Consider the following 17,636-nt stretch of genomic DNA (forward strand, 5'->3'; position numbering starts at 1 on the left):
GATAATTAAGGGCTTCAAATGGGGGGCATTTTTGCCAAGAGGTGTGTTTGGCTGACGATCAACAAGAGGAAATAAAAACAATCGCTCCCGCCAACGCGGGTCATGCTGAATCAGTCAGAGGCTGTCGTCATAAGATGGCGGCCCACAAAGATGCACCGCAGATCTGCACAGCCGCGACAAGCAAGCTCGAGAGTTGGGTGTCGCTGACCGGTTAATTCGACCTCTTTTCTAGCGCGCGAGTCCGGCCGGTCGGCGTCAGCCAATCCATGGATACTAGGATCCCGATGCGTTTGGCCACCTTTGGCCACCATATAGGGAACCCAGTCATCAAAGCGGCACCAGACGTTCGGCTTGGTGTTGGTCAGCACATGAGCGACCTGTTTGACGGTGTACTTTCGTGCAAGACCACTTGCCAGTGAAAGGCCATTGCTAATGGCTTGGAGGGCCACTGAGCCACACTCGATAACCCCGTGGGTGGCATTGGCGAGTGACAAGACCCCCTTGGCATGCATGTTTTGGCCAAATAGGTCGTCGATATGGTTGAGGATAATGTCGTGATTGAGCATGGCTAACGGGGGGATATTTCGCCCTCGTTGCATGCCATCGCCGTAATGGTTTCCAGCGCAGCGCAGACCCGTCCTCCAAATAAAAGTTCAATTTTGAAAGCGATTTCAGTCATGTTTTTAAGAAATCGTAGAGCTAATAAGAAGTTTTTTGATGGTTGATATTTTTGTTGATATCGTTTTCAAGTGGTATCTAGTTGCTGGAATTTTTAATTTCTTGTTATTTTTTTTGTTTTATTGCTATTTCTGGGGGTGTTTTTGTGTTTTTTATGGGGTGTTGGCAATATGTGTTCGTTTTGTGAGTGTTGTCATATCACCCAAATGTTATGCTCCATATAATCGCTTCTGCTTGTCACTTGTATATATCTACTGGCTAAGCCTTGATTATTATGACATCACTCATCCTCAGCGGGAAAAGGAAAATGACAATGAATACAAAATGGCTTCCGATAGCTGCCGCAGTAAGTATGGCCCTCTCTTCCGGTGTTGTTGTTGCTGCTGACGCAGATAATGGTTGGGAAGTACATGGTTATGGTCGTCTGGGTGGACAATGGAATGGCGATGGCGCCAGCAAAATGAACACCTTGGGTAAACAGGATTACCGTACTGTGACCTCTATGGATGAAAATGCCAACCAGGTCGAGTTGTCTGTAAAAAAGAAATTTGAAGGCAAAAATGGTGTAAAGGGTGAATTTGTTACCCGTGCTGAATATGGTAACCAGAATGCAGGTGACACAGGTTATTTTGTCTCCTCAGAAAGTTCTCTGCAGACACATCGTGATGATGCCCAATTTGAAATGAAAGAAGCTTATGTGGAACTGGCTGGTTTTGATTTCCTTGATAAGGATACCAAAATTTGGGCCGGTCAACGTTTTCTGAACCGTGAACAAGGTATTTTGACCAAAGAGTTCTGGAAGCAATCTTCCGGTATCGGTGCTGGTTTCCAGAATGGTGGCTTTGGGGTTGCTATTGTTTCGGCTGATGATGCAGGCCAAGTTCGTAATAATGATCCATTCAACAGCGATTGTAATGAAAGTAACGTATTCAAGTGTACTGGGTCTGTTCGTACCGCAACGTCTTTGAACGTTTTTTATTACGGCTTGGCGGCTCTGGGCGGTACCTTTGATTTTGACCTGAAAGGCATGAAACAAGCTAATACTGATGCTGATGCCGTATCAAACAAAGATCCGGTGACCGGAAAATATACCATCAATGCAGATACCGGTATTGGTGCCTCTATTGCCTATAACCGTGACTATTACGGCTTTAAGGGTTGGTCCAAGACCGCGATTGCTTACGGTGAAGGCATGGCCTCCAACCGTGGTGTTAACTTCGGTTCCTGGAATGGTGGCTTCGGTAAAGACTCCAGCGCTCTGTTCTTCACCTCTTATGGTGTTGCAGAAGTCACTCCTCGCTTACAGCTTGGTAGTGAGCTGACTTATTGGGCTCCACAACATGTGAGCTGGGGTGGGGATCTCGACGTTGCTCGTACCATCTTTGCCCTACAGCCATCCTACAAGATCAATGATAATCTGCGTTTGATACTGACCGGTTCTTATGCGAACGAGAAAGTTGAAGATCAGAACGGTAAGGCACAGTGGGGTCGCACAGATGTAAATACCCAGTTCTATGCTTTGGAAGTAGCTACAGCATTCACTGTTGATGCAGATTACTGGGGACGCCCACAGATCAAACCCTTCGTGACTTGGGTTAAATCCAGCGACGAAAATGCGTCTGGCGGTATCAGTATTGATTCCACTAAAGACAACGGCAAGCTGTCTACCTCGCAAGTATTCTTCGGGGTTGAGGCTGAAGTATGGTTCTAAGCTGATTCTCAGCTAACAGCAAAAGAAGCGACGCATGTTCATGCGTCGCTTCTTGATTTAAAGGAATAACTATTATGAGACGTAACACGAAAGTAGCAATGATCGTGGCTGGCGTTCTGCTGTTGGGTGGGTGTGCCAGCCATAGCTCACAGTCAATTCCGGATTCTGGATTCGCGACCTTGATGGCGTCTCCTGCATGTTGTGCAGATTTTGCTCAGATGCCGCTTGATGCATTGCCGGACGATGACAGCACTCTGGAAGTAGTCTTAGATTCTTCATCACCCGTATTTGATTTCAAAGACGGAAAGTCTTACTTCAAAGCTTTTCAACTACCTAAGCAACGTAGCCAAATAGATATCACGCTTAAGTCTTATTTTACCGATAGCATTATGTTGCCCAGCGTGCTCTTTTTAGACAAAAATCTGAAAGTTATCAAAGAGGTAAATGCTGAACAATTCCAACTCGTTTATGGCAGTGTTGGTCGTCGCATTTCCCTGGATAGTCATATTACCTTAGGCCATGCCTCGCCTGGCCAGCAGGCTGAGTTTATGATTATCAAGGCTGACCCCAAGAGTCGTCAGGGTGAGACGAAGGTAATGTCAGCGGCAAGAAAATGGGCAAAAGAGACTGGTTTGGCCGAGCCGGTGGAAGCTGATCCTATGTTCCCACATAGTATGTCAGGTAATTTAGCTCTTTCAGTGAGCTCATCTGGCCAGATGTTGAGTTCAGGACAGTTAATGTCATTAGGCTCAGTGCAAAAACAGCCCATCACTCCCTCACCTCAGCCTACCGTAGGCAATAGCAAAAGTGCCATTGTGTTGCCAGTACCGACTTCAGTACCTGCCATGCTGAGTGAAACCGAAGCCTTCTATCAGAGCCAGATCGAAAAAGCGGTCAAGGCGGGGGATATCGACAAGGCAATGAAGCTGGTGAACGAGGCCGAACGGGCCGGTTCAAGCAAAGCAAAAACCGTGTTTATTGATGCGGTCAAGCGCTCGCAAAAATAGCGTAATACGCTCCTTTGCTAGTCAGATATATTTATGAAGGCCTCCCTTGTTGGAGGCCTTTTTAATCGGTAGACTGTAATAAATAAAAATGATGTGGTTACATTGAGTTACAATTGGTTTCCTGTTGATGTAATTTGCATTATTAAAATACAAAGTGAAACTGCAATTTATATTTATTTGTAATAGAGTGATGATGCGGATTATTAACTTGCATTAGCGTAATTCTTTAGCCACTAAACAAGTTGTGATCTCCCCTCCAAATTCAATATTCCCCCGCCTTCGAAAGCAGCAATTTATAACCTGCTGGGTTATATTCTGATGGTCAAAATAAACAAGCCCGACTCGAAGATATCTGAATGAATCAGTGCTTATTTCATCCAGATAGATCGTTCAGGGAAGACAATCCATTCAGGAGCGCACACAATGTTCAAAAATGCTTTCTCTAATCTGCAAAAGGTTGGTAAGGCGCTGATGCTGCCCGTATCAGTCTTGCCGGTCGCAGGTATTCTGCTGGGGGTGGGTGCTGCCCACTTCAGCTGGTTGCCAGAAATTGTCTCCCAACTGATGGAGCAAGCTGGTGGTTCCGTATTTGGTCAGATGGCTCTGCTGTTCGCAGTCGGTGTTGCTCTGGGCTTTACCAATAACGACGGCGTATCTGGTCTGTCAGCTATCGTTGGCTACGGCATCATGGTCGCTACCCTGAAGGTCATGGCACCTGTGATGGGTGTTGAAACCATCGAAACCGGTGTGCTGGGTGGCATCTTGGCTGGTGGTATCGCTGCCTGGGCGTTCAACCGTTTCTACAAGATCCAGCTGCCAGAGTATCTGGGCTTCTTCGCGGGCAAGCGTGCTGTGCCCATCATCACCGGTTTCCTCTCCATCGGTCTGGGTGTGATCCTGTCCGTGATTTGGCCGCCAGTGGGTGGCGCTATCGGTGCTTTCTCTGACTGGGCTGCCAACCAGAACCCGGTACTGGCCTTTGGTATCTACGGCGTGGTTGAGCGCTCCCTGATCCCGTTCGGTCTGCACCACATCTGGAACGTACCGTTCTTCTATCAGGCTGGTACCTGCGTCAACGGTGCTGGTGAAACTGTTCACGGTATCATGACCTGCTTCCTGACTGCTGATGACGCCTCCCGCGCTGCGGGTAACGGCTTCGGTCAGCTGGCTGGTGGCTACCTGTTCAAAATGTTCGGTCTGCCTGCCGCCGCGTTTGCCATCGCGCACTCCGCCAAGCCGGAAAACCGTGCCAAGATTGTTGGTATCATGGCCTCTGCTGCCCTGACCTCTTTCCTGACTGGTATCACCGAGCCGATTGAATTCTCCTTCCTGTTCATCGCTCCGGTTCTGTACGCTATCCACGCGGTACTGGCTGGTCTGGCTTATGTGCTGACCAACTCTCTGGGGATCGTACACGGTCACACCTTCTCCAACGGCTTCATCGACTTCGTGGTGCAATCTCCACGTGCCGACAAGATGCTGCTGCTGGTGGGTCTGGGTCTGGTTTACGCTGCCATTTACTACGTCGTATTCAGCTTCGTTATCCGTGCCATGAACCTGAAAACCCCGGGTCGTGAAGACGAGGTTGCTGAAGAGACCGTTGGCCAAAGTAAAGACGGAATGTCTGCAGCTCTGGTTGCCGCCTTCGGTGGTAAAGAGAACATCGCTTCTCTGGATGCCTGCATCACCCGTCTGCGTGTTGGTGTGAAAGATGTTGCCAAAGTTGACCAGGCTGGTCTGAAGAAGCTGGGGGCTGCCGGTGTGGTGGTCGCAGGCTCCGGCGTTCAAGCCATCTTCGGTACCAAGTCTGACAACCTGAAAACCGACATGGACATCTGGATGAAGAGCAACTAATTCTGTTGCCTGAATATCAGCGTGTTTGAAGAGGGAGGCGAAAGCCTCCCTCTTACTATTTGTGGTTACGGATAGTGCGAGTCGCCGTAGCACAGTCAAGCACTGAAAATGCCAAAATCAGGTGCGGAATGACGGGTGAATGACTTCATGCGAGAAGGCTCACTTGTAGCATGACTTGTCCCGCCCGCTGATATTGTGCATGCTGATGGCCCATTTTCCAGGCAGGACTCTTGCTGTATGAATCTTCGCGATCTCGAATATCTGGTGGCGCTGGATGAGGAAAAACATTTTCGCAAAGCCGCCGAACGCTGCTTTGTCAGTCAACCCACCCTGAGCGGCCAGCTGCGCAAGCTGGAGGATGAACTCGGGGTCATTCTGATCGAACGTACCTCGCGCAAGGTGCTGTTTACCCCTGCTGGCGATGCCATGGCCCATCAGGCGCGTCGGGTGCTCAAGGAGGTGCGCGAGCTCAAGAGCATCGGTCAGCACTTCTCCGAGCCGATGTCCGGGGAGATCCATATCGGTTTTATTCCGACCGTGGGCCCCTATCTGTTGCCCCGCATTATCCAGACCCTGCGTGAGCGTTTTCCCCAGCTGGAGTTCTATCTCTATGAGGAGCAGACCCAAACCCTGCTCAAACGGCTGGAAGAGGGGGAGCTGGATTGCGTCATTCTGGCCGAGATGCCGGGGATGGAGGGGTTTGGCTCAATCCAGCTCTACCACGAGCCGATGTGGCTGGCGGTGCCTTGCCATCATCCCGAAGCACAGGCCAGACAGGTGCCGCTTGGCAACCTCAAGGGCAAGAAATTACTGATGCTGGCCGATGGCCACTGTTTGCGGGATCAGGCGATGGGATTCTGTTTTGCCGGCGGGATTGGTGAGGATCAACGCTTCAAGGGCACCAGTCTCGAGACCCTGCGCAACATGGTGGCCGCCGGTAGCGGCATGACCCTGGTGCCAAAGCTGGCCGTACCTGCCGATCATGATGAGGGGGGAGTGAGTTATCGACCGGTGGTCGACCCTGTGCCGGGACGCACCATCTCGCTGCTCTATCGCCACTACTCGGTGCGCCGCCCCTGTTTCAACGAGTTGGCTACCTCGATAGCCACGCTGATGAGCAAGCAGTTGGCCCAATAAAAATACCGCCCGAAGGCGGCATTGCTATTCATATCGATGATCACGCCTTGGCGAGGTCATCCGGTCCAATCTGGCCGATTTCGGCGACTTTTTTGTCTGCCAACAGCCAGAGGGTGAACTTGTGCAGATCCGGGTGGTGAGCCAAGGCAACCAGGAAGGCGCCTCCGACTTCACGGTAACCCAGCTCGTAGTTTTTCAGGGTGGTAGGAGGAACTCCCAGCAAATCTGCAAACTTCGGACGGCTCAAACCGACTGCTTCACGGATCTGACGGATCTTCTTGCCAACAGTGACGATATTTGAATTCATAATGTTCCATACTCCGTTTGGCGGATTTACTCCGCCTTTATTTTTCGCGACGACTCGTAGTCAAGTGTATCAGTTTTGTACGGACTCGTTATGGTCGAGCCTCTATCTTATGAGCGCCTTTCGGCGACAACCCTTCTCTTCGTCGCGGATGGTAATCGCTCAGCCGCTTCAGGTAAACAGTCTCGAAAAGAAACCTTTATTGTGGCCACTCCGATAACTCGTATAATCCGCTGGATACCCATTAAGAGGAATAAGTATGGCTTTTCCCGGCATTATCTCTCGCCTGCACCCCGTTTCCTGCCCTGCAATACTGGCGCAACAGCGTCTGCAAGGTGAACAATATCGCGCCGAAGCATTCTGGCTTCCTGCCTCGATGCTCAGCCATGCCAGCGAGCTCCTGACCACACTGCCGGATAGCTGTAGTCTGTACCTTGAACAGGAGTGCTCGGACCTTGCCCTGCGCAGTCACGATGGCACCCTGCATAACAATGAACAACTCATCATGGTAAACGGTCAGACCATGGCTCTGGCGGTGACCCCGGGTGATGGTGGTCTGGTGCCCGAATCGGGCATGTGCGAGATGGCAGATTGGCTGGAGGCGGGACACCGGCATTTCATCTGTTCTGCGGCGGTTCAGCCTGTGGCGCGCGCCATCCTCAATATCTGGCCCCTTGACCCCTATCTGGCCCGACATTTTTTGATGACATTGACCCCCCTGCTGCAGAGCGCAACCCAGGCTGATTACCTCGCGGTCTTTGCCGCCAGAGCGAATCCTGCCAACCCGCATTCTGACTGGGCTCAGGCCTATATGAAACTTGAAAAGAAACTGCATAGGGCCTATTTGGATCATTAATTAATCTGGATAAATAGGCAATTAAGGGCACGACACAATTTGCCACAAGGTTCATTTGTGAGCTTGATCATGTTTTAAAATCGGCATAGAGTGCGCATCGTCATCGGAATGACATCAGTTGCCTGGCAGTCGCTCTCGCGCGCCAGCGCACTCGACACACCAGGAGAGTGTGCAACCCGGTTATACCGGGTCATCTGTCAGACTCGACGCCAGCCGTACGGCGGAGCCTGCAGCTTACATAAATTACAAAGTGCGAAGCACGTAAATAACGTGCGATCTCAACGAGGATTTTTTTATGATGAAAATGGCTCCTTCCCTGATCGCCATCGCCATGGCTGCTCTGGGTGCTACCGCTGCTCACGCTGCTGACGACATCTACTTCGGTGCCGGTGTCGGTGCTGCTCACTTCAACGGTCTGAACGATATCGCTGGCGTAACTAGCGGTACTGAAGATGCGGCTGCCGCCAACGCCTTCGCGGGTTACAACATCACCGAAAACTTCGGTACCGAACTGGGTTACCAGTACGCCGGTCGTGGCAACACCAACGGCCTGCGTTACGAAAACCAGGGGGCCACCCTGTCCGGTATCGCTCGTCTGCCAGTTGGCAACGACATCTCCCTGTTCGCTGAAGGCGGCGCCTACTGGGCTCACACCGACGGTCTGGGTGTAAGCGACACTAAAGTGTCCCCGCTGGCCGGTGCCGGTGTGACTTACAAAGTCAACGACGCGCTGGATGTGCAAGCCCGCTACCGTTACATGTGGAATGTCGCTGACCTGCACAACGATGGCATCAGCGCCAAAGCTGACCAGTACGTTGGTACTCTGGAAGCGGTATACCACCCGTTCCGTTCTTCCTACGTAGAGCCGGTCGCGGCTCCGGTCGTTGAAGACGTGCCGGCACCTGCTCCGCAAGTGGTAGAGAAGAACTTCGCCCTGAACTCAGACGTGCTGTTTGCCTTCGGCAAATCCACCCTGAAGCAGGACGGCGTGGCCGCCCTGAACGGTCTGTATCAGCAAATCGTTGAATTCCAGCCGAAAGATGGCAACGCTGTTGTTGTTGGTTACACCGACCGTATCGGTTCTGACGTTCACAACCAGAAGCTGTCTGAAGCCCGTGCTCGTACCGTTGCTAACTTCCTGGTGAGCAAAGGTATGGCGGCCAGCAAAGTCGCTATCGAAGGTCGTGGCGAAGCCAACCCGGTTACCGGCACCAAATGCAACAGCGTGAAAGCTAAAGCTAAACTGATCACCTGCCTGGCTCCGGATCGTCGCGTAGAAGTTCGCGTATCTGGCGTACAAGAAGCTCAGCAATAATCTGACCTCGTTCAGATTGTGCGAAAAAAAGGGATGCTGCGGCATCCCTTTTTGTTTCTCTGATTTTCGTTTGCATCCCTCAATCATCCCTCCTTACCCTTGTCTGATCCGTCGTGAAAGCATAAAGTAGTTGCGTCTGTAAGGTATTGGATAAGCACTAAAAAGCGCTTATTGTCCGGTCTGTTGTCCATGACGCCAAGGCATCATGAGAGTCCAAAGCCTTCGCTATCCACTTTGCTGGCGATGTTCTCGCAGCAATAAGAACAAGTGCATTGCCCGACCTGGGCTAATACAACGAGGATAAACCGATGAAACTTAAAATGGCTCCTACCCTGATTGCACTGGCACTGGCTGCCGCAGGTACCACGGCTCAGGCTGCCGATGACTGGTATACCGGTGTTGGTGCAGGTTGGGCATATGCTCATAACCTTGACGATGTACAAGGTCTGGATACAGACAAAGACGCCACCGCACTGAGCCTGTTCGGCGGTTACAACTTCAACGACTATTATGCAGCGGAACTGGGCTACCTCTACGCCGGTAAAGCGGGCGTTGACGGTGTCGACTTCAAGACCCAGGGGGCAACACTGTCCGGTATTGCCCGTCTGCCGCTAGGCGATATCTTCTCGGTGTTTGCTGAGGGTGGTGCCTACTTCAATCACGTCAACGGCAATGGCAATAGCGACAACGGCACAGCGCCGCTGGCTGGCCTCGGCCTGACTGCCAAGGTCTCCGACCTTATCGATCTGCAAGCCCGCTACCGCTATCTGTGGAATCTGGGTGACGAGCAGAAAACCTGGCAGAGCGACATGAGCGTCGCGACCCTGGAGCTGGTGATGCACCCGAACCGCACCTCCTATGTGCCCCCGGTTGCAGCTCCCGCACCTGAGCCGGTTCCCGAGCCGGTACTGGTCGACAAGAACTTCGCCCTGAGCTCTGACGTGCTGTTTGCCTTTGGCAAATCCACCCTCAAGCCAGAGGGTGCCGCAGCGCTCAACACGCTGTATCAGCAGATCGTTGACGTTCAGCCGAAAGATGGCAGTGCCGTGGTTGTCGGTTACACCGACCGTATCGGTTCTGACGCTCACAACCAGAAACTCTCTGAAGCGCGCGCCCGTACTGTGGCCGACTTCCTGATTGGCAAAGGTCTGCCGGCTGGCAAGGTTGCCATCGAAGGTCGCGGTGAAGCCAATCCGGTCACCGGTACCCAGTGCAACAGCGTCAAGGGCAAGGCTCAGCTGATCTCCTGCCTGGCGCCGGATCGCCGTGTGGAAGTTCGCGTCACCGGCGTACAGGAAGTCAAACAGTAATCCTGTAGTCCGATTTGAAAGGAGGCCACGAGGCCTCCTCAGCTTGCTGAAGAACCTCCTCTGTTCCAAAGAGGGGGTTCTTTATTTGGCTCTGGGCCATGGGGCCATTCACTGGCTGGAAATCCTGCATATTTGCCATCTTCGCCATCTCATGTCCTGACACCTTGCCGCTCGTACTCCCTGCATCTGCACCTTCAGCCTGCCAGGCTGTTGGCATCTGGAAGAAACTGGCGTGCTGACGCTGTGTCGGTCCATCCTGAAGCAACATCTGTTTGAAGGCTCCCTAGGCAACCTCAGTCACCGGCTGGCTGATGCGCTGATGGGCAATGCGCTCAAGTTCGGCTGGCGCGAGGCGTTGATCGAGATAGTGGTAGCTGTGGATAATCGTCATGGCTTCGGGCGTGGCGGTTTTGTTTGGCGATAAAATAAGTTCACAAACGAATCCCATTTCATGTCTATTTCACTTGGTTGCCGCTAAAGAGCCTGTTCATGATGCGAGCCCCGGGTCCTGATGAGATGGCGCCACACGGAACGTCAGCGTATGATATGTATCTAATTTTACACCGTTCACGAGTTGATGCGGTGCCCACCACTTGTTTGGTAGAGAACTATGAAACATCAATCCGGTTTTACCCTGATCGAGCTGGTTATTGTGATCGTGATACTCGGTATTTTGGCCATTACCGCCGCACCGAAGTTTCTGAATATGCAAGACGATGCCCGCGAGAGCACCTTGAAGGGCGTTCAGGCGGCCGTAAGCAGTGCGGCCGAGATGGTGCATGCCAAAGCCGTGATATCGGGGGTGGAGACCGCCAGTGCCGCAACGATAACCTTGGGTAGTGGTAAGACTGTTCGTACCGTTTATGGGTACCCCAATGGTCAGGATCTGATGGAAGTTATTGATATTTCAGCTAGTAGCGATGCCACATCGACTACCACCGATTTTATTTACGCCTCTCTGGATACGGCTCCCAATACCATCGGTATCTGGCCCAAAGGGCGCTATGCCTCGGCATCTGACCATACGGTTGTCTGTAATGTCACTTATATCGATGCCGTAACGTCCGGTGCCGCCCCTACGATTTTATTCTTTCCTGGCTGCTGATATGCAGCTACCCAATGCCTGCGCTGTGGCAGGCATTGGCTATATCCACGTTCGGCCTCACTGCGCCAGATCCATCCCACGGTAATCTACGGTGGGACTCCACCTTTATGTGCAGAATGACGAGACCTCTTGGACAGCCACCTTTTTGGGTAGAGTCCACGGAGGTGATGTAAATTCGGTGGGATGGTGATCGCTATCAGCTTATTCGGTAAGGCAATGTTGTGGATGTCCCCATTATGTTTCCGGAAAGGAGGGCAACGAGTCCAGATTGAACCGGAATTGGTGTGCATGATCGGTCGGAATATGCAGCGATAACGGCAGGCTGGATCTGCGGGGGAAATCCTGCAATGGTGCGGGCAGTTATCCGTTTGTCCCGTTATCGAGTGAAAAGGAGTTGAGATGCGCATTGCCATGATTGGTCTGGGGGATATCGCCCGGAAAGCCTATCTGCCGCTGCTGGCGAGCGATGAGCGGGTCACCCCGCTGCTCTGCACCCGGAGTCCATCGGTGCTGGAGAAGCTGGCCCGCCAATATCGGGTCGCCGAGTGCTTTACCGACGTGGCGGCCCTGCTGGCCAGCCGCCCCGATGCCGTGATGATCCACGCAGCTACCGCAGTGCATCGCGAGCTGGCCGAGCAGTCCCTGCGCGCAGGGATCCCCACCTTTGTCGACAAGCCCCTGTGCGACAATCTGGCCGAGGCCGAGGCGCTGGCCAATCTCGCCGTGGTGCAAAATTGCGCCCTCTTTACCGGTTTTAATCGCCGTTATCTGCCCGCCATGGATGCCGCCCGCGCCCAGCCGCTCACCGATCTTAACTGGCAAAAGCATCGCTTTGCCTTGCCGGGCAAGGCGCGGGATTTTATGTTCGACGACTTTATCCATGTGCTCGACAGCCTCTGCTTCTATGGCGGCGTGCCGGATGGCGACTTTCATGCGGTATTGCGCCCCTGTGCGCAGGACACCAGTCTGTTGGCCGGAGTAAGCGTCAGCTGGCAACGCGGCGATCGCGCCATCAGTGGCAGCATGAACCGCAGCGCCGGGATCACCGAGGAGCGTATCGATGCCTACGGCGACAACCTCTCCCTGCACCTTGAGAACTGCACCCGCGGCATCATCGCCCGCGACAAGCAGGCCCAGACGCTGGCCCCCAACGACTGGCAGCCGGTGCTGGCCCAGCGCGGCTTTGCCGCCATGCTGGAGCACTGGTATCAGCAGATTGCAATCGGCAAGGCTGATAGCGAGTTGATCGCCTCCTACCTGCACGGCCACCGGTTGGCAGAGCAGCTGGTGGCGCTGGCTGACCAGCGGAGTTAAGGCTGGCCGAGTCAGTGCGAGGGATATGAATGGACGGTGCGCGAAGATAGCGCACCAAACACAACGGGGGCCGCAGTTGCGGCCCCCGTTGTTATGGGATCAGATGCACTTCACCGGCTTGGGCAGGCCGCCAATCTTGGTCGCCTGCTTGGCGGGCCCTTCCGGGAACAGCTTGTAGAGGTAGCGGCTGTTGCCCTTCTCGGGGCCGTACTGCTTCTCCATCGCCTTGACCAGCGCGCGGATGGCGGGGGAGGTGTTGAACTCCAGATAGAAGGCGCGCACGAAACGCACCACTTCCCAGTGCGGCTCCTCCAGCTCGATCCCCTCCTGCGCCGCTAGCATCAGCGCCAGCTCCTCGCTCCAGTCGTTGCTGTTGAGCAGGTAGCCCTTGGCATCGGTCTTTATGAGTTGGCCGTTGAATTCCAGCTGATGTTGTTCGGACGCAGACATGAGGGCTCCTCGCTAATGGGGCTATCAGGATTGGGCGGGCATGGTAGCGCCTTGATCCCCGGTGAGCAACCGGCTCTCGTTGGCCAGATGGAGTAACTCATCCGCCAGCTCGCTGATCAGGTTGAGCTGCTGGGTCAGCATCAGCTGCTCCTCGCTGCACTCGTTATCGCCATCCGTGGTGAGCAGCAGGTTCTTGCTGCCGATGGAGCTGGAGGGGGTGCCTGCCAGATGACCGGCGGCCTGCTCCAGGGTGTGGCAGATGTGGTGGCGCATCTCATCCAGCCCGTTGATGGCCTCCAGCTTGTCGCGATGGGCCCCCAGCGCCGAGATGTAGGAGAGCAGGGCGTGGTTGCGCCAGGTGAGGGTAAAGCAGAGATCGAGGAAGCGGCGGCGCTTTTGCGGCTCCACCAGCATGCTCTGCCAGGCGGTGGCCAGCTCGCTGTCCGCCAGATGGGCGCTCTTGCGCGCCACCCGATAGTCGATGGACTCGTCCCGCTGCTGCTTGAGGCTTGCCAGCACCGCCGAGAGATAGCGGGCGTTGGCCGACAGCGAATTGGCGATCAGGGTCGGCAGCCGCTTGTACTGCCAGTCCGGCCACAGCCAGGCCACCAACCCGTAAGAGATCAGGCAGCCGAGCAGGGTATCGAGCAGCCGCGGCCCCAGAATGGCAAAGCCGATGCCATCGAGCAGGTTGAACGCCATCAGCACGTAGAGGGTGATAAAGCAGACCGCGGCGCTGTAGTTGTTGCGCACCTGGGTGAAGAACAGGAAGGCGGCGAGCCCCATCACCACCAGCTGGACGTGCAGCTCGGGGAACAGCCAGAGCACCGGGAGTCCCACCAGGATCCCGATAAAGGTGCCGAGCATCCGCTGCACCAGTCGGCGCCGGGTGGCGCTGTAGCTGGGCTGGCAGACAAACAGCACGGTCAGCAAAATCCAGTAGCCCTTTTCGATATCAAAGGCTTGCAGTATGCCGTAGCCGATCACCAGCCCCAATGAGAGGCGCAGTGCGTGGCGAAACACCATGGAGTGCAAGGTGAGGTGCTGCTTGAGCTGGGCCAGCAGCGGCAGGCGGGGCGGGCGCGCCAGCGCGGGCAGCTCCTGCTGCGGCTGTTCGGGGTTTTGCAGCACTTCGGCGCTGCCCAGCAGCTGGTTGATGCTGGCCAGATTGCGGCGCAGGAACTTCATCGGCGTCAGCAGGGTTTTCGGGTAGTGCTGCTTGAGATGGGTGAACTCCAGCTGATCGCCGAGGGCCTCCAGCGTCCAGTGGATGCGCTTGTTATGGGCGTAGGGCTTGTGCACCAGAATGGCGTAACCGAGCCGCTGGCACGCCTCGGAGAGTTGCAGGAACAGCTCCTGAAACCCTTCCAGTACGATGCCCTGCTTGAGCTCCGCTTCCAGTCGGCTGTAGGGGTAGTGGCTGGAGGTGGCGCGTTCGTGAATTTCCAGCGCCAGCAGGTAGAGGCGTAGCAGGCTGGCAAGTTCGGGGCTCGCCGGATGGCGGCGGCTAAGGCGGGCGTTGAGGGCCGATTTGGTGAGGGTCAGCGCACTCACCAGATTGATGTTGAGCTGGGCCAGATTGTGGCGAATGGCCTGGGCGCCGTGCTCGTCCGCCGGGAAGAAGCGGGATTTTTCCAGCAGGTAGCGGCCAAGGGCGAAGTAGCCCTGGGCCAGCTGCTCGTGCAGGGTCTTGTAGGGCAGCAGCCAGAGCCAGATGAAAGAGACCAGCCCGTACCAGAGGGCGCCAGCGCCGAGGGCCAGCGGCTGGTAGAAGAGATCCGGCGACTTGGCGGCCCCCAGCATGGTGTAGATGGCGATCAGCAGCGAGCCGAAGCTGATGGTGGCGTAGCGGGCGCCGAGCGCCCCTACCATCACGAAGATAAGGGTGGAGCTGGCCAGCCCAATGGCAAACAGCCAGGGGGTGGGGTAGAGATACTGCACACACAGGGACGCAAACATGAAGCAAATCAGCGTCATGGCGAGGTTCTTGAGGCGTCCCCACAGGCTGTCGTCGGTTTCGGCGATGGCGCCCGCCACGACCCCGAGAGAGAGCAGCACGGTGAGCTGGATATTGCCGGTGGCCAGGGTGAAGGCTAGCAGACCGAGAATGGCCAGCAGTACCTTGAGAGCGAAGTAGATGTGACTATCGGCCAGCAGTCGGCGTAACAAACCGGAGAAGTCCATGGGCATGCTAGGCACCACCCTTGAGCGAAGCAAAATCGATGTGACTATCAGTCAGCAGTCGGCGTAACAAACCAGAGACGTCCATCGGCATGAGACAGGTGAAACCCTTGATCGAAACGAGAGCGAGATAGTAGCCCACCAAGCGCGAAGTGGCCCTGATTTGGATCAGGGCCACTTCGCTTCATATCCTTGATTTACAAATTATCCTGACAAAAAACAGCGCCAATAAAAACCCCGCCGAAGCGCAATGCTGATCAGTTAAGGATCCATTGACCGATCCTTCTGCTGTAGGACAATCCGGAACCAATCACTGGTTCCGGATTTTTTTATGTCTATTGCAAACGACCTGAGCGATGTTGTTGAGACATCTGGCGACATGCTGGCTCGGCTGGCAATTTTTGCCGACCATATTCCCGACGAATGGATTACTGCCGCAGCCGCCTTGTCTGAAAAGGCCACTATCCGCCGACGCCGCTTACCTTCTGATATGGTCTTGTGGCTCGTCGTGGGGATGGCCTTTTTCCGTAATGAGCCCATCTCCGAGGTCGCTCGGCGCCTCAATATCTGTGCAGAAGGGTTGGCCAATGACGCCTTGCTCGCGGACAGTGCCCTGTCTCAAGCCCGTCAGCGACTCGGCAAACAGCCGCTCGAGTGGCTGTTCAAGCAGTGTGCCGATGTGTGGGGACGGGAACGTTATCCTGAAGACCAGTGGCACGGTTTACAGGTCTTTGCCATCGATGGAGCCCTGTTTCGTACCCAGGATATGCCTGAACTCAGGGCGCATTTCGGTTCGGGTAACACGTCAACCAACCGGCAGACACCCTATCCAATGCTGCGGCTGGTCACGCTGATGAATGTCCGCTCGCATGTCATTGCCAACGCGGCCATCAGCCCGTATCGCAAAGGGGAAATCCCCCTGGCCAGTGAGTTCATTCACTCATTGCCGGACAAGTCGGTGACCCTGCTGGATAAAGGTTTCTTCGGTGCCGACCTGTTGCTACGAATTCAGGCCGAAGACACCGACCGTCACTGGCTCATCCCGGAACGCAAGGGGTTGGTATACACGGAACTTGAGCGCTATGGCGACGGTGACCGTCTGTTGCAAATGACGGTCTCGCCTCAGGCTCGCAAGAAAAACCCCGAGTTACCGACGCACTGGCAAGTTCGCGCAGTGACCTACGAGGTGGCAGGCAAGGAGAAAACGGTCTTTACCTCCCTGCCCGTAACCCGATTCAGCGCAGCGCAGGTGGCGACCCTGTACCACGAGCGCTGGGAAATCGAGTTGGGATACCGGGATATCAAAAGTGCGATGCAGCACAACGCCATCACACTGAGAAGCAAGAAAGTGGACTTGGTTTATCAGGAACTGTGGGGTTTGCTGCTTGGATACAATCTGGTCAGGCGGGAGGCGAGCCAGGCCGCCGTAGCTCATCAGCGAGCGCCCAATGAGGTGAGCTTCAAGTTTGCCTGTCAGTTCATCGCGAACCAGATGGCAGTGATGGCGGGCGCGATATCGCCAGCCCATACCCCACGGAGGTTGGCGGAGTTGCGGGGGAGCATAGGCGTCATGTTCATAGAAAAACGCCCCAGGCCATCGAGACCCAGGGCGGTGAAGATATCAAAGACCCGCTTTCCGGTAGATCGCAATGCGGCTCCGCTTAAGTGAACAGCATTGCCGCCGAAGCGGGGTTTCTGATTAGTTGCGGTTGCCGCCAAGCAGGCTCAGCAGGCTCAGGAAGATGTTGTAGATAGAGACATACAGGGTGACGGTAGCGGAGATGTAGTTGGTCTCGCCGCCGCGCACGATCTGCTGGGTCGTCAGCAGAATGGCACCGGAGGAGAACAGCATGAACATGGCGGACAGCGCCAGGTTCAGGGCGCTCATCTGCAGGAAGATGTTGGCCACCATGGCGACCAGCAGTACCCAGAAACCGACGAACAGCATGCCGCCGATGAAAGAGAGGTCACGCTTGGTGGTCAGGGCATAGGCCGACAGACCGAAGAAGGTGAGCGCGGTGCCGCCAAGGGCAGTCATCACGATCTCGCCACCACCATTGTTCATGTACATGTTGATGATGGGGCCCAGGCTATAGCCCAGCAGACCGGTCAAGGCGAAGGTGAAGACCAGCCCCATGCCGTTATTCTGATTTTTCTGAGTCAGGAACATCAGACCGTAGACGCCGATCAGGAACACGGCCCAGTGCAGCGGCGGCATGTTCATCACGGTAGCGATCCCCGCTACCACGGCAGAGAAGCCCAGAGTGAGGGAGAGCAGCATATAGGTGTTACGCAGCACCTTGTTGGTATCGCGTACGGCACTTTGGGTGCCAGTGTAGATAGAACGGGTATCCATCTTGGGTGTCCTCTTGATGTCCGGGTGAGACGGCGAGCGGCCGCCTCGTGATCGCTGT

General features: G+C 54.9%; 14 protein-coding genes and 2 pseudogenes. 11 read left to right on the forward strand and 5 right to left on the reverse strand.

The features are described from left to right. Window positions 1-259: 259 nt before the first annotated feature. Window positions 260-566: pseudogene (locus tag NMD14_05165) on the reverse strand (IS4 family transposase). A 425-nt stretch (window positions 567-991) separates the two neighbouring features. On the opposite strand from NMD14_05165, the gene NMD14_05170 reads away from it, so the two are divergent. The 4 genes from NMD14_05170 (at window position 992) to oxyR (ending at window position 6,387) form a co-directional block, all read left to right on the forward strand. Beyond that, entirely contained in the window at window positions 992-2,389 is a 1,398-nt protein-coding gene (locus tag NMD14_05170) for a carbohydrate porin (protein ID XEI33815.1), read from the forward strand. A gap of 74 nt (window positions 2,390-2,463) precedes the next feature. After that, a complete protein-coding gene (locus tag NMD14_05175; GenBank protein XEI33816.1) occupies window positions 2,464-3,396 on the forward strand; it encodes a MalM family protein in 933 nt (310 codons plus the stop codon). Between the two features lie 423 nt (window positions 3,397-3,819). After that, complete coding sequence (gene ptsG, locus NMD14_05180; protein XEI33817.1) at window positions 3,820-5,250, forward strand: PTS glucose transporter subunit IIBC; 1,431 nt, start codon at window positions 3,820-3,822, stop codon at window positions 5,248-5,250. A gap of 237 nt (window positions 5,251-5,487) precedes the next feature. Further along, window positions 5,488-6,387, forward strand: coding sequence for a DNA-binding transcriptional regulator OxyR (oxyR, locus tag NMD14_05185; GenBank protein ID XEI33818.1), 900 nt, complete (start codon window positions 5,488-5,490; stop codon window positions 6,385-6,387). Window positions 6,388-6,427: 40 nt separating this feature from the next. On the opposite strand, the gene NMD14_05190 is transcribed toward oxyR, so the two are convergent. Continuing rightward, window positions 6,428-6,694 carry a helix-turn-helix domain-containing protein gene (locus NMD14_05190; GenBank protein XEI33819.1) on the reverse strand — a complete coding sequence of 89 codons (267 nt, stop codon included), beginning with the start codon at window positions 6,692-6,694 and terminating at the stop codon, window positions 6,428-6,430. A gap of 256 nt (window positions 6,695-6,950) precedes the next feature. Here NMD14_05190 and NMD14_05195 point away from each other — a divergent pair, with 256 nt between their 5' ends. The 6 genes and pseudogenes from NMD14_05195 to NMD14_05220 all read left to right on the forward strand — a co-directional run bounded on the left by NMD14_05195 (window position 6,951) and on the right by NMD14_05220 (window position 12,591). Continuing rightward, the gene (locus tag NMD14_05195) at window positions 6,951-7,547 is read left to right on the forward strand and encodes a hypothetical protein (GenBank protein ID XEI33820.1); all 597 of its coding nucleotides are present in this window, start codon (window positions 6,951-6,953) and stop codon (window positions 7,545-7,547) included. A gap of 295 nt (window positions 7,548-7,842) precedes the next feature. Next, a complete protein-coding gene (locus NMD14_05200; GenBank protein ID XEI33821.1) occupies window positions 7,843-8,862 on the forward strand; it encodes an OmpA family protein in 1,020 nt (339 codons plus the stop codon). A 308-nt stretch (window positions 8,863-9,170) separates the two neighbouring features. Further along, complete coding sequence (gene ompA / locus NMD14_05205) at window positions 9,171-10,172, forward strand: porin OmpA (protein ID XEI33822.1); 1,002 nt, start codon at window positions 9,171-9,173, stop codon at window positions 10,170-10,172. Between the two features lie 232 nt (window positions 10,173-10,404). Continuing rightward, on the forward strand, window positions 10,405-10,596 hold the full coding sequence (locus tag NMD14_05210) for a hypothetical protein (GenBank protein XEI33823.1): 192 nt from the start codon (window positions 10,405-10,407) through the stop codon (window positions 10,594-10,596). A gap of 186 nt (window positions 10,597-10,782) precedes the next feature. Further along, window positions 10,783-10,875, forward strand: a pseudogene (locus NMD14_05215) (prepilin-type N-terminal cleavage/methylation domain-containing protein). Between the two features lie 801 nt (window positions 10,876-11,676). After that, window positions 11,677-12,591: a Gfo/Idh/MocA family oxidoreductase gene (locus NMD14_05220; protein ID XEI33824.1), complete on the forward strand. Its 915-nt coding sequence runs from the start codon at window positions 11,677-11,679 to the stop codon at window positions 12,589-12,591. Window positions 12,592-12,690: 99 nt separating this feature from the next. On the opposite strand, the gene NMD14_05225 is transcribed toward NMD14_05220, so the two are convergent. Both NMD14_05225 and yccS read right to left on the reverse strand, forming a co-directional pair. Continuing rightward, on the reverse strand, window positions 12,691-13,041 hold the full coding sequence (locus NMD14_05225; protein ID XEI33825.1) for a TusE/DsrC/DsvC family sulfur relay protein: 351 nt from the start codon (window positions 13,039-13,041) through the stop codon (window positions 12,691-12,693). A 24-nt stretch (window positions 13,042-13,065) separates the two neighbouring features. Continuing rightward, a complete protein-coding gene (gene yccS, locus NMD14_05230; protein ID XEI33826.1) occupies window positions 13,066-15,231 on the reverse strand; it encodes a YccS family putative transporter in 2,166 nt (721 codons plus the stop codon). A gap of 322 nt (window positions 15,232-15,553) precedes the next feature. Between yccS and NMD14_05235 the strand changes: the two genes are divergently transcribed. Next, on the forward strand, window positions 15,554-16,891 hold the full coding sequence (locus NMD14_05235; GenBank protein ID XEI33827.1) for an IS4 family transposase: 1,338 nt from the start codon (window positions 15,554-15,556) through the stop codon (window positions 16,889-16,891). A 30-nt stretch (window positions 16,892-16,921) separates the two neighbouring features. Here the strand turns inward: NMD14_05235 and NMD14_05240 are convergent, their stop codons facing one another. Continuing rightward, on the reverse strand, window positions 16,922-17,578 hold the full coding sequence (locus NMD14_05240) for a Bax inhibitor-1/YccA family protein (protein XEI33828.1): 657 nt from the start codon (window positions 17,576-17,578) through the stop codon (window positions 16,922-16,924). Window positions 17,579-17,636: the final 58 nt, after the last annotated feature.

This window comes from Aeromonas veronii, from assembly GCA_041319085.1.
In the GTDB taxonomy this organism is placed as follows: Bacteria; Pseudomonadota; Gammaproteobacteria; order Enterobacterales; family Aeromonadaceae; genus Aeromonas; species Aeromonas veronii_F.

What these genes read in the sequence shown, in the direction of transcription:
- NMD14_05170 (XEI33815.1), top strand. Translation starts at nt 992, where the DNA reads ATGAATACAAAATGGCTTCCGATAGCTGCCGCAGTAAGTATGGCCCTC.
- NMD14_05175 (XEI33816.1), top strand. Translation starts at nt 2,464, where the DNA reads ATGAGACGTAACACGAAAGTAGCAATGATCGTGGCTGGCGTTCTGCTG.
- ptsG (XEI33817.1), top strand. Translation starts at nt 3,820, where the DNA reads ATGTTCAAAAATGCTTTCTCTAATCTGCAAAAGGTTGGTAAGGCGCTG.
- oxyR (XEI33818.1), top strand. Translation starts at nt 5,488, where the DNA reads ATGAATCTTCGCGATCTCGAATATCTGGTGGCGCTGGATGAGGAAAAA.
- NMD14_05190 (XEI33819.1), bottom strand. Translation starts at nt 6,694, where the DNA reads ATGAATTCAAATATCGTCACTGTTGGCAAGAAGATCCGTCAGATCCGT.
- NMD14_05195 (XEI33820.1), top strand. Translation starts at nt 6,951, where the DNA reads ATGGCTTTTCCCGGCATTATCTCTCGCCTGCACCCCGTTTCCTGCCCT.
- NMD14_05200 (XEI33821.1), top strand. Translation starts at nt 7,843, where the DNA reads ATGATGAAAATGGCTCCTTCCCTGATCGCCATCGCCATGGCTGCTCTG.
- ompA (XEI33822.1), top strand. Translation starts at nt 9,171, where the DNA reads ATGAAACTTAAAATGGCTCCTACCCTGATTGCACTGGCACTGGCTGCC.
- NMD14_05220 (XEI33824.1), top strand. Translation starts at nt 11,677, where the DNA reads ATGCGCATTGCCATGATTGGTCTGGGGGATATCGCCCGGAAAGCCTAT.
- NMD14_05225 (XEI33825.1), bottom strand. Translation starts at nt 13,041, where the DNA reads ATGTCTGCGTCCGAACAACATCAGCTGGAATTCAACGGCCAACTCATA.
- yccS (XEI33826.1), bottom strand. Translation starts at nt 15,231, where the DNA reads ATGCCCATGGACTTCTCCGGTTTGTTACGCCGACTGCTGGCCGATAGT.
- NMD14_05235 (XEI33827.1), top strand. Translation starts at nt 15,554, where the DNA reads ATGTCTATTGCAAACGACCTGAGCGATGTTGTTGAGACATCTGGCGAC.
- NMD14_05240 (XEI33828.1), bottom strand. Translation starts at nt 17,578, where the DNA reads ATGGATACCCGTTCTATCTACACTGGCACCCAAAGTGCCGTACGCGAT.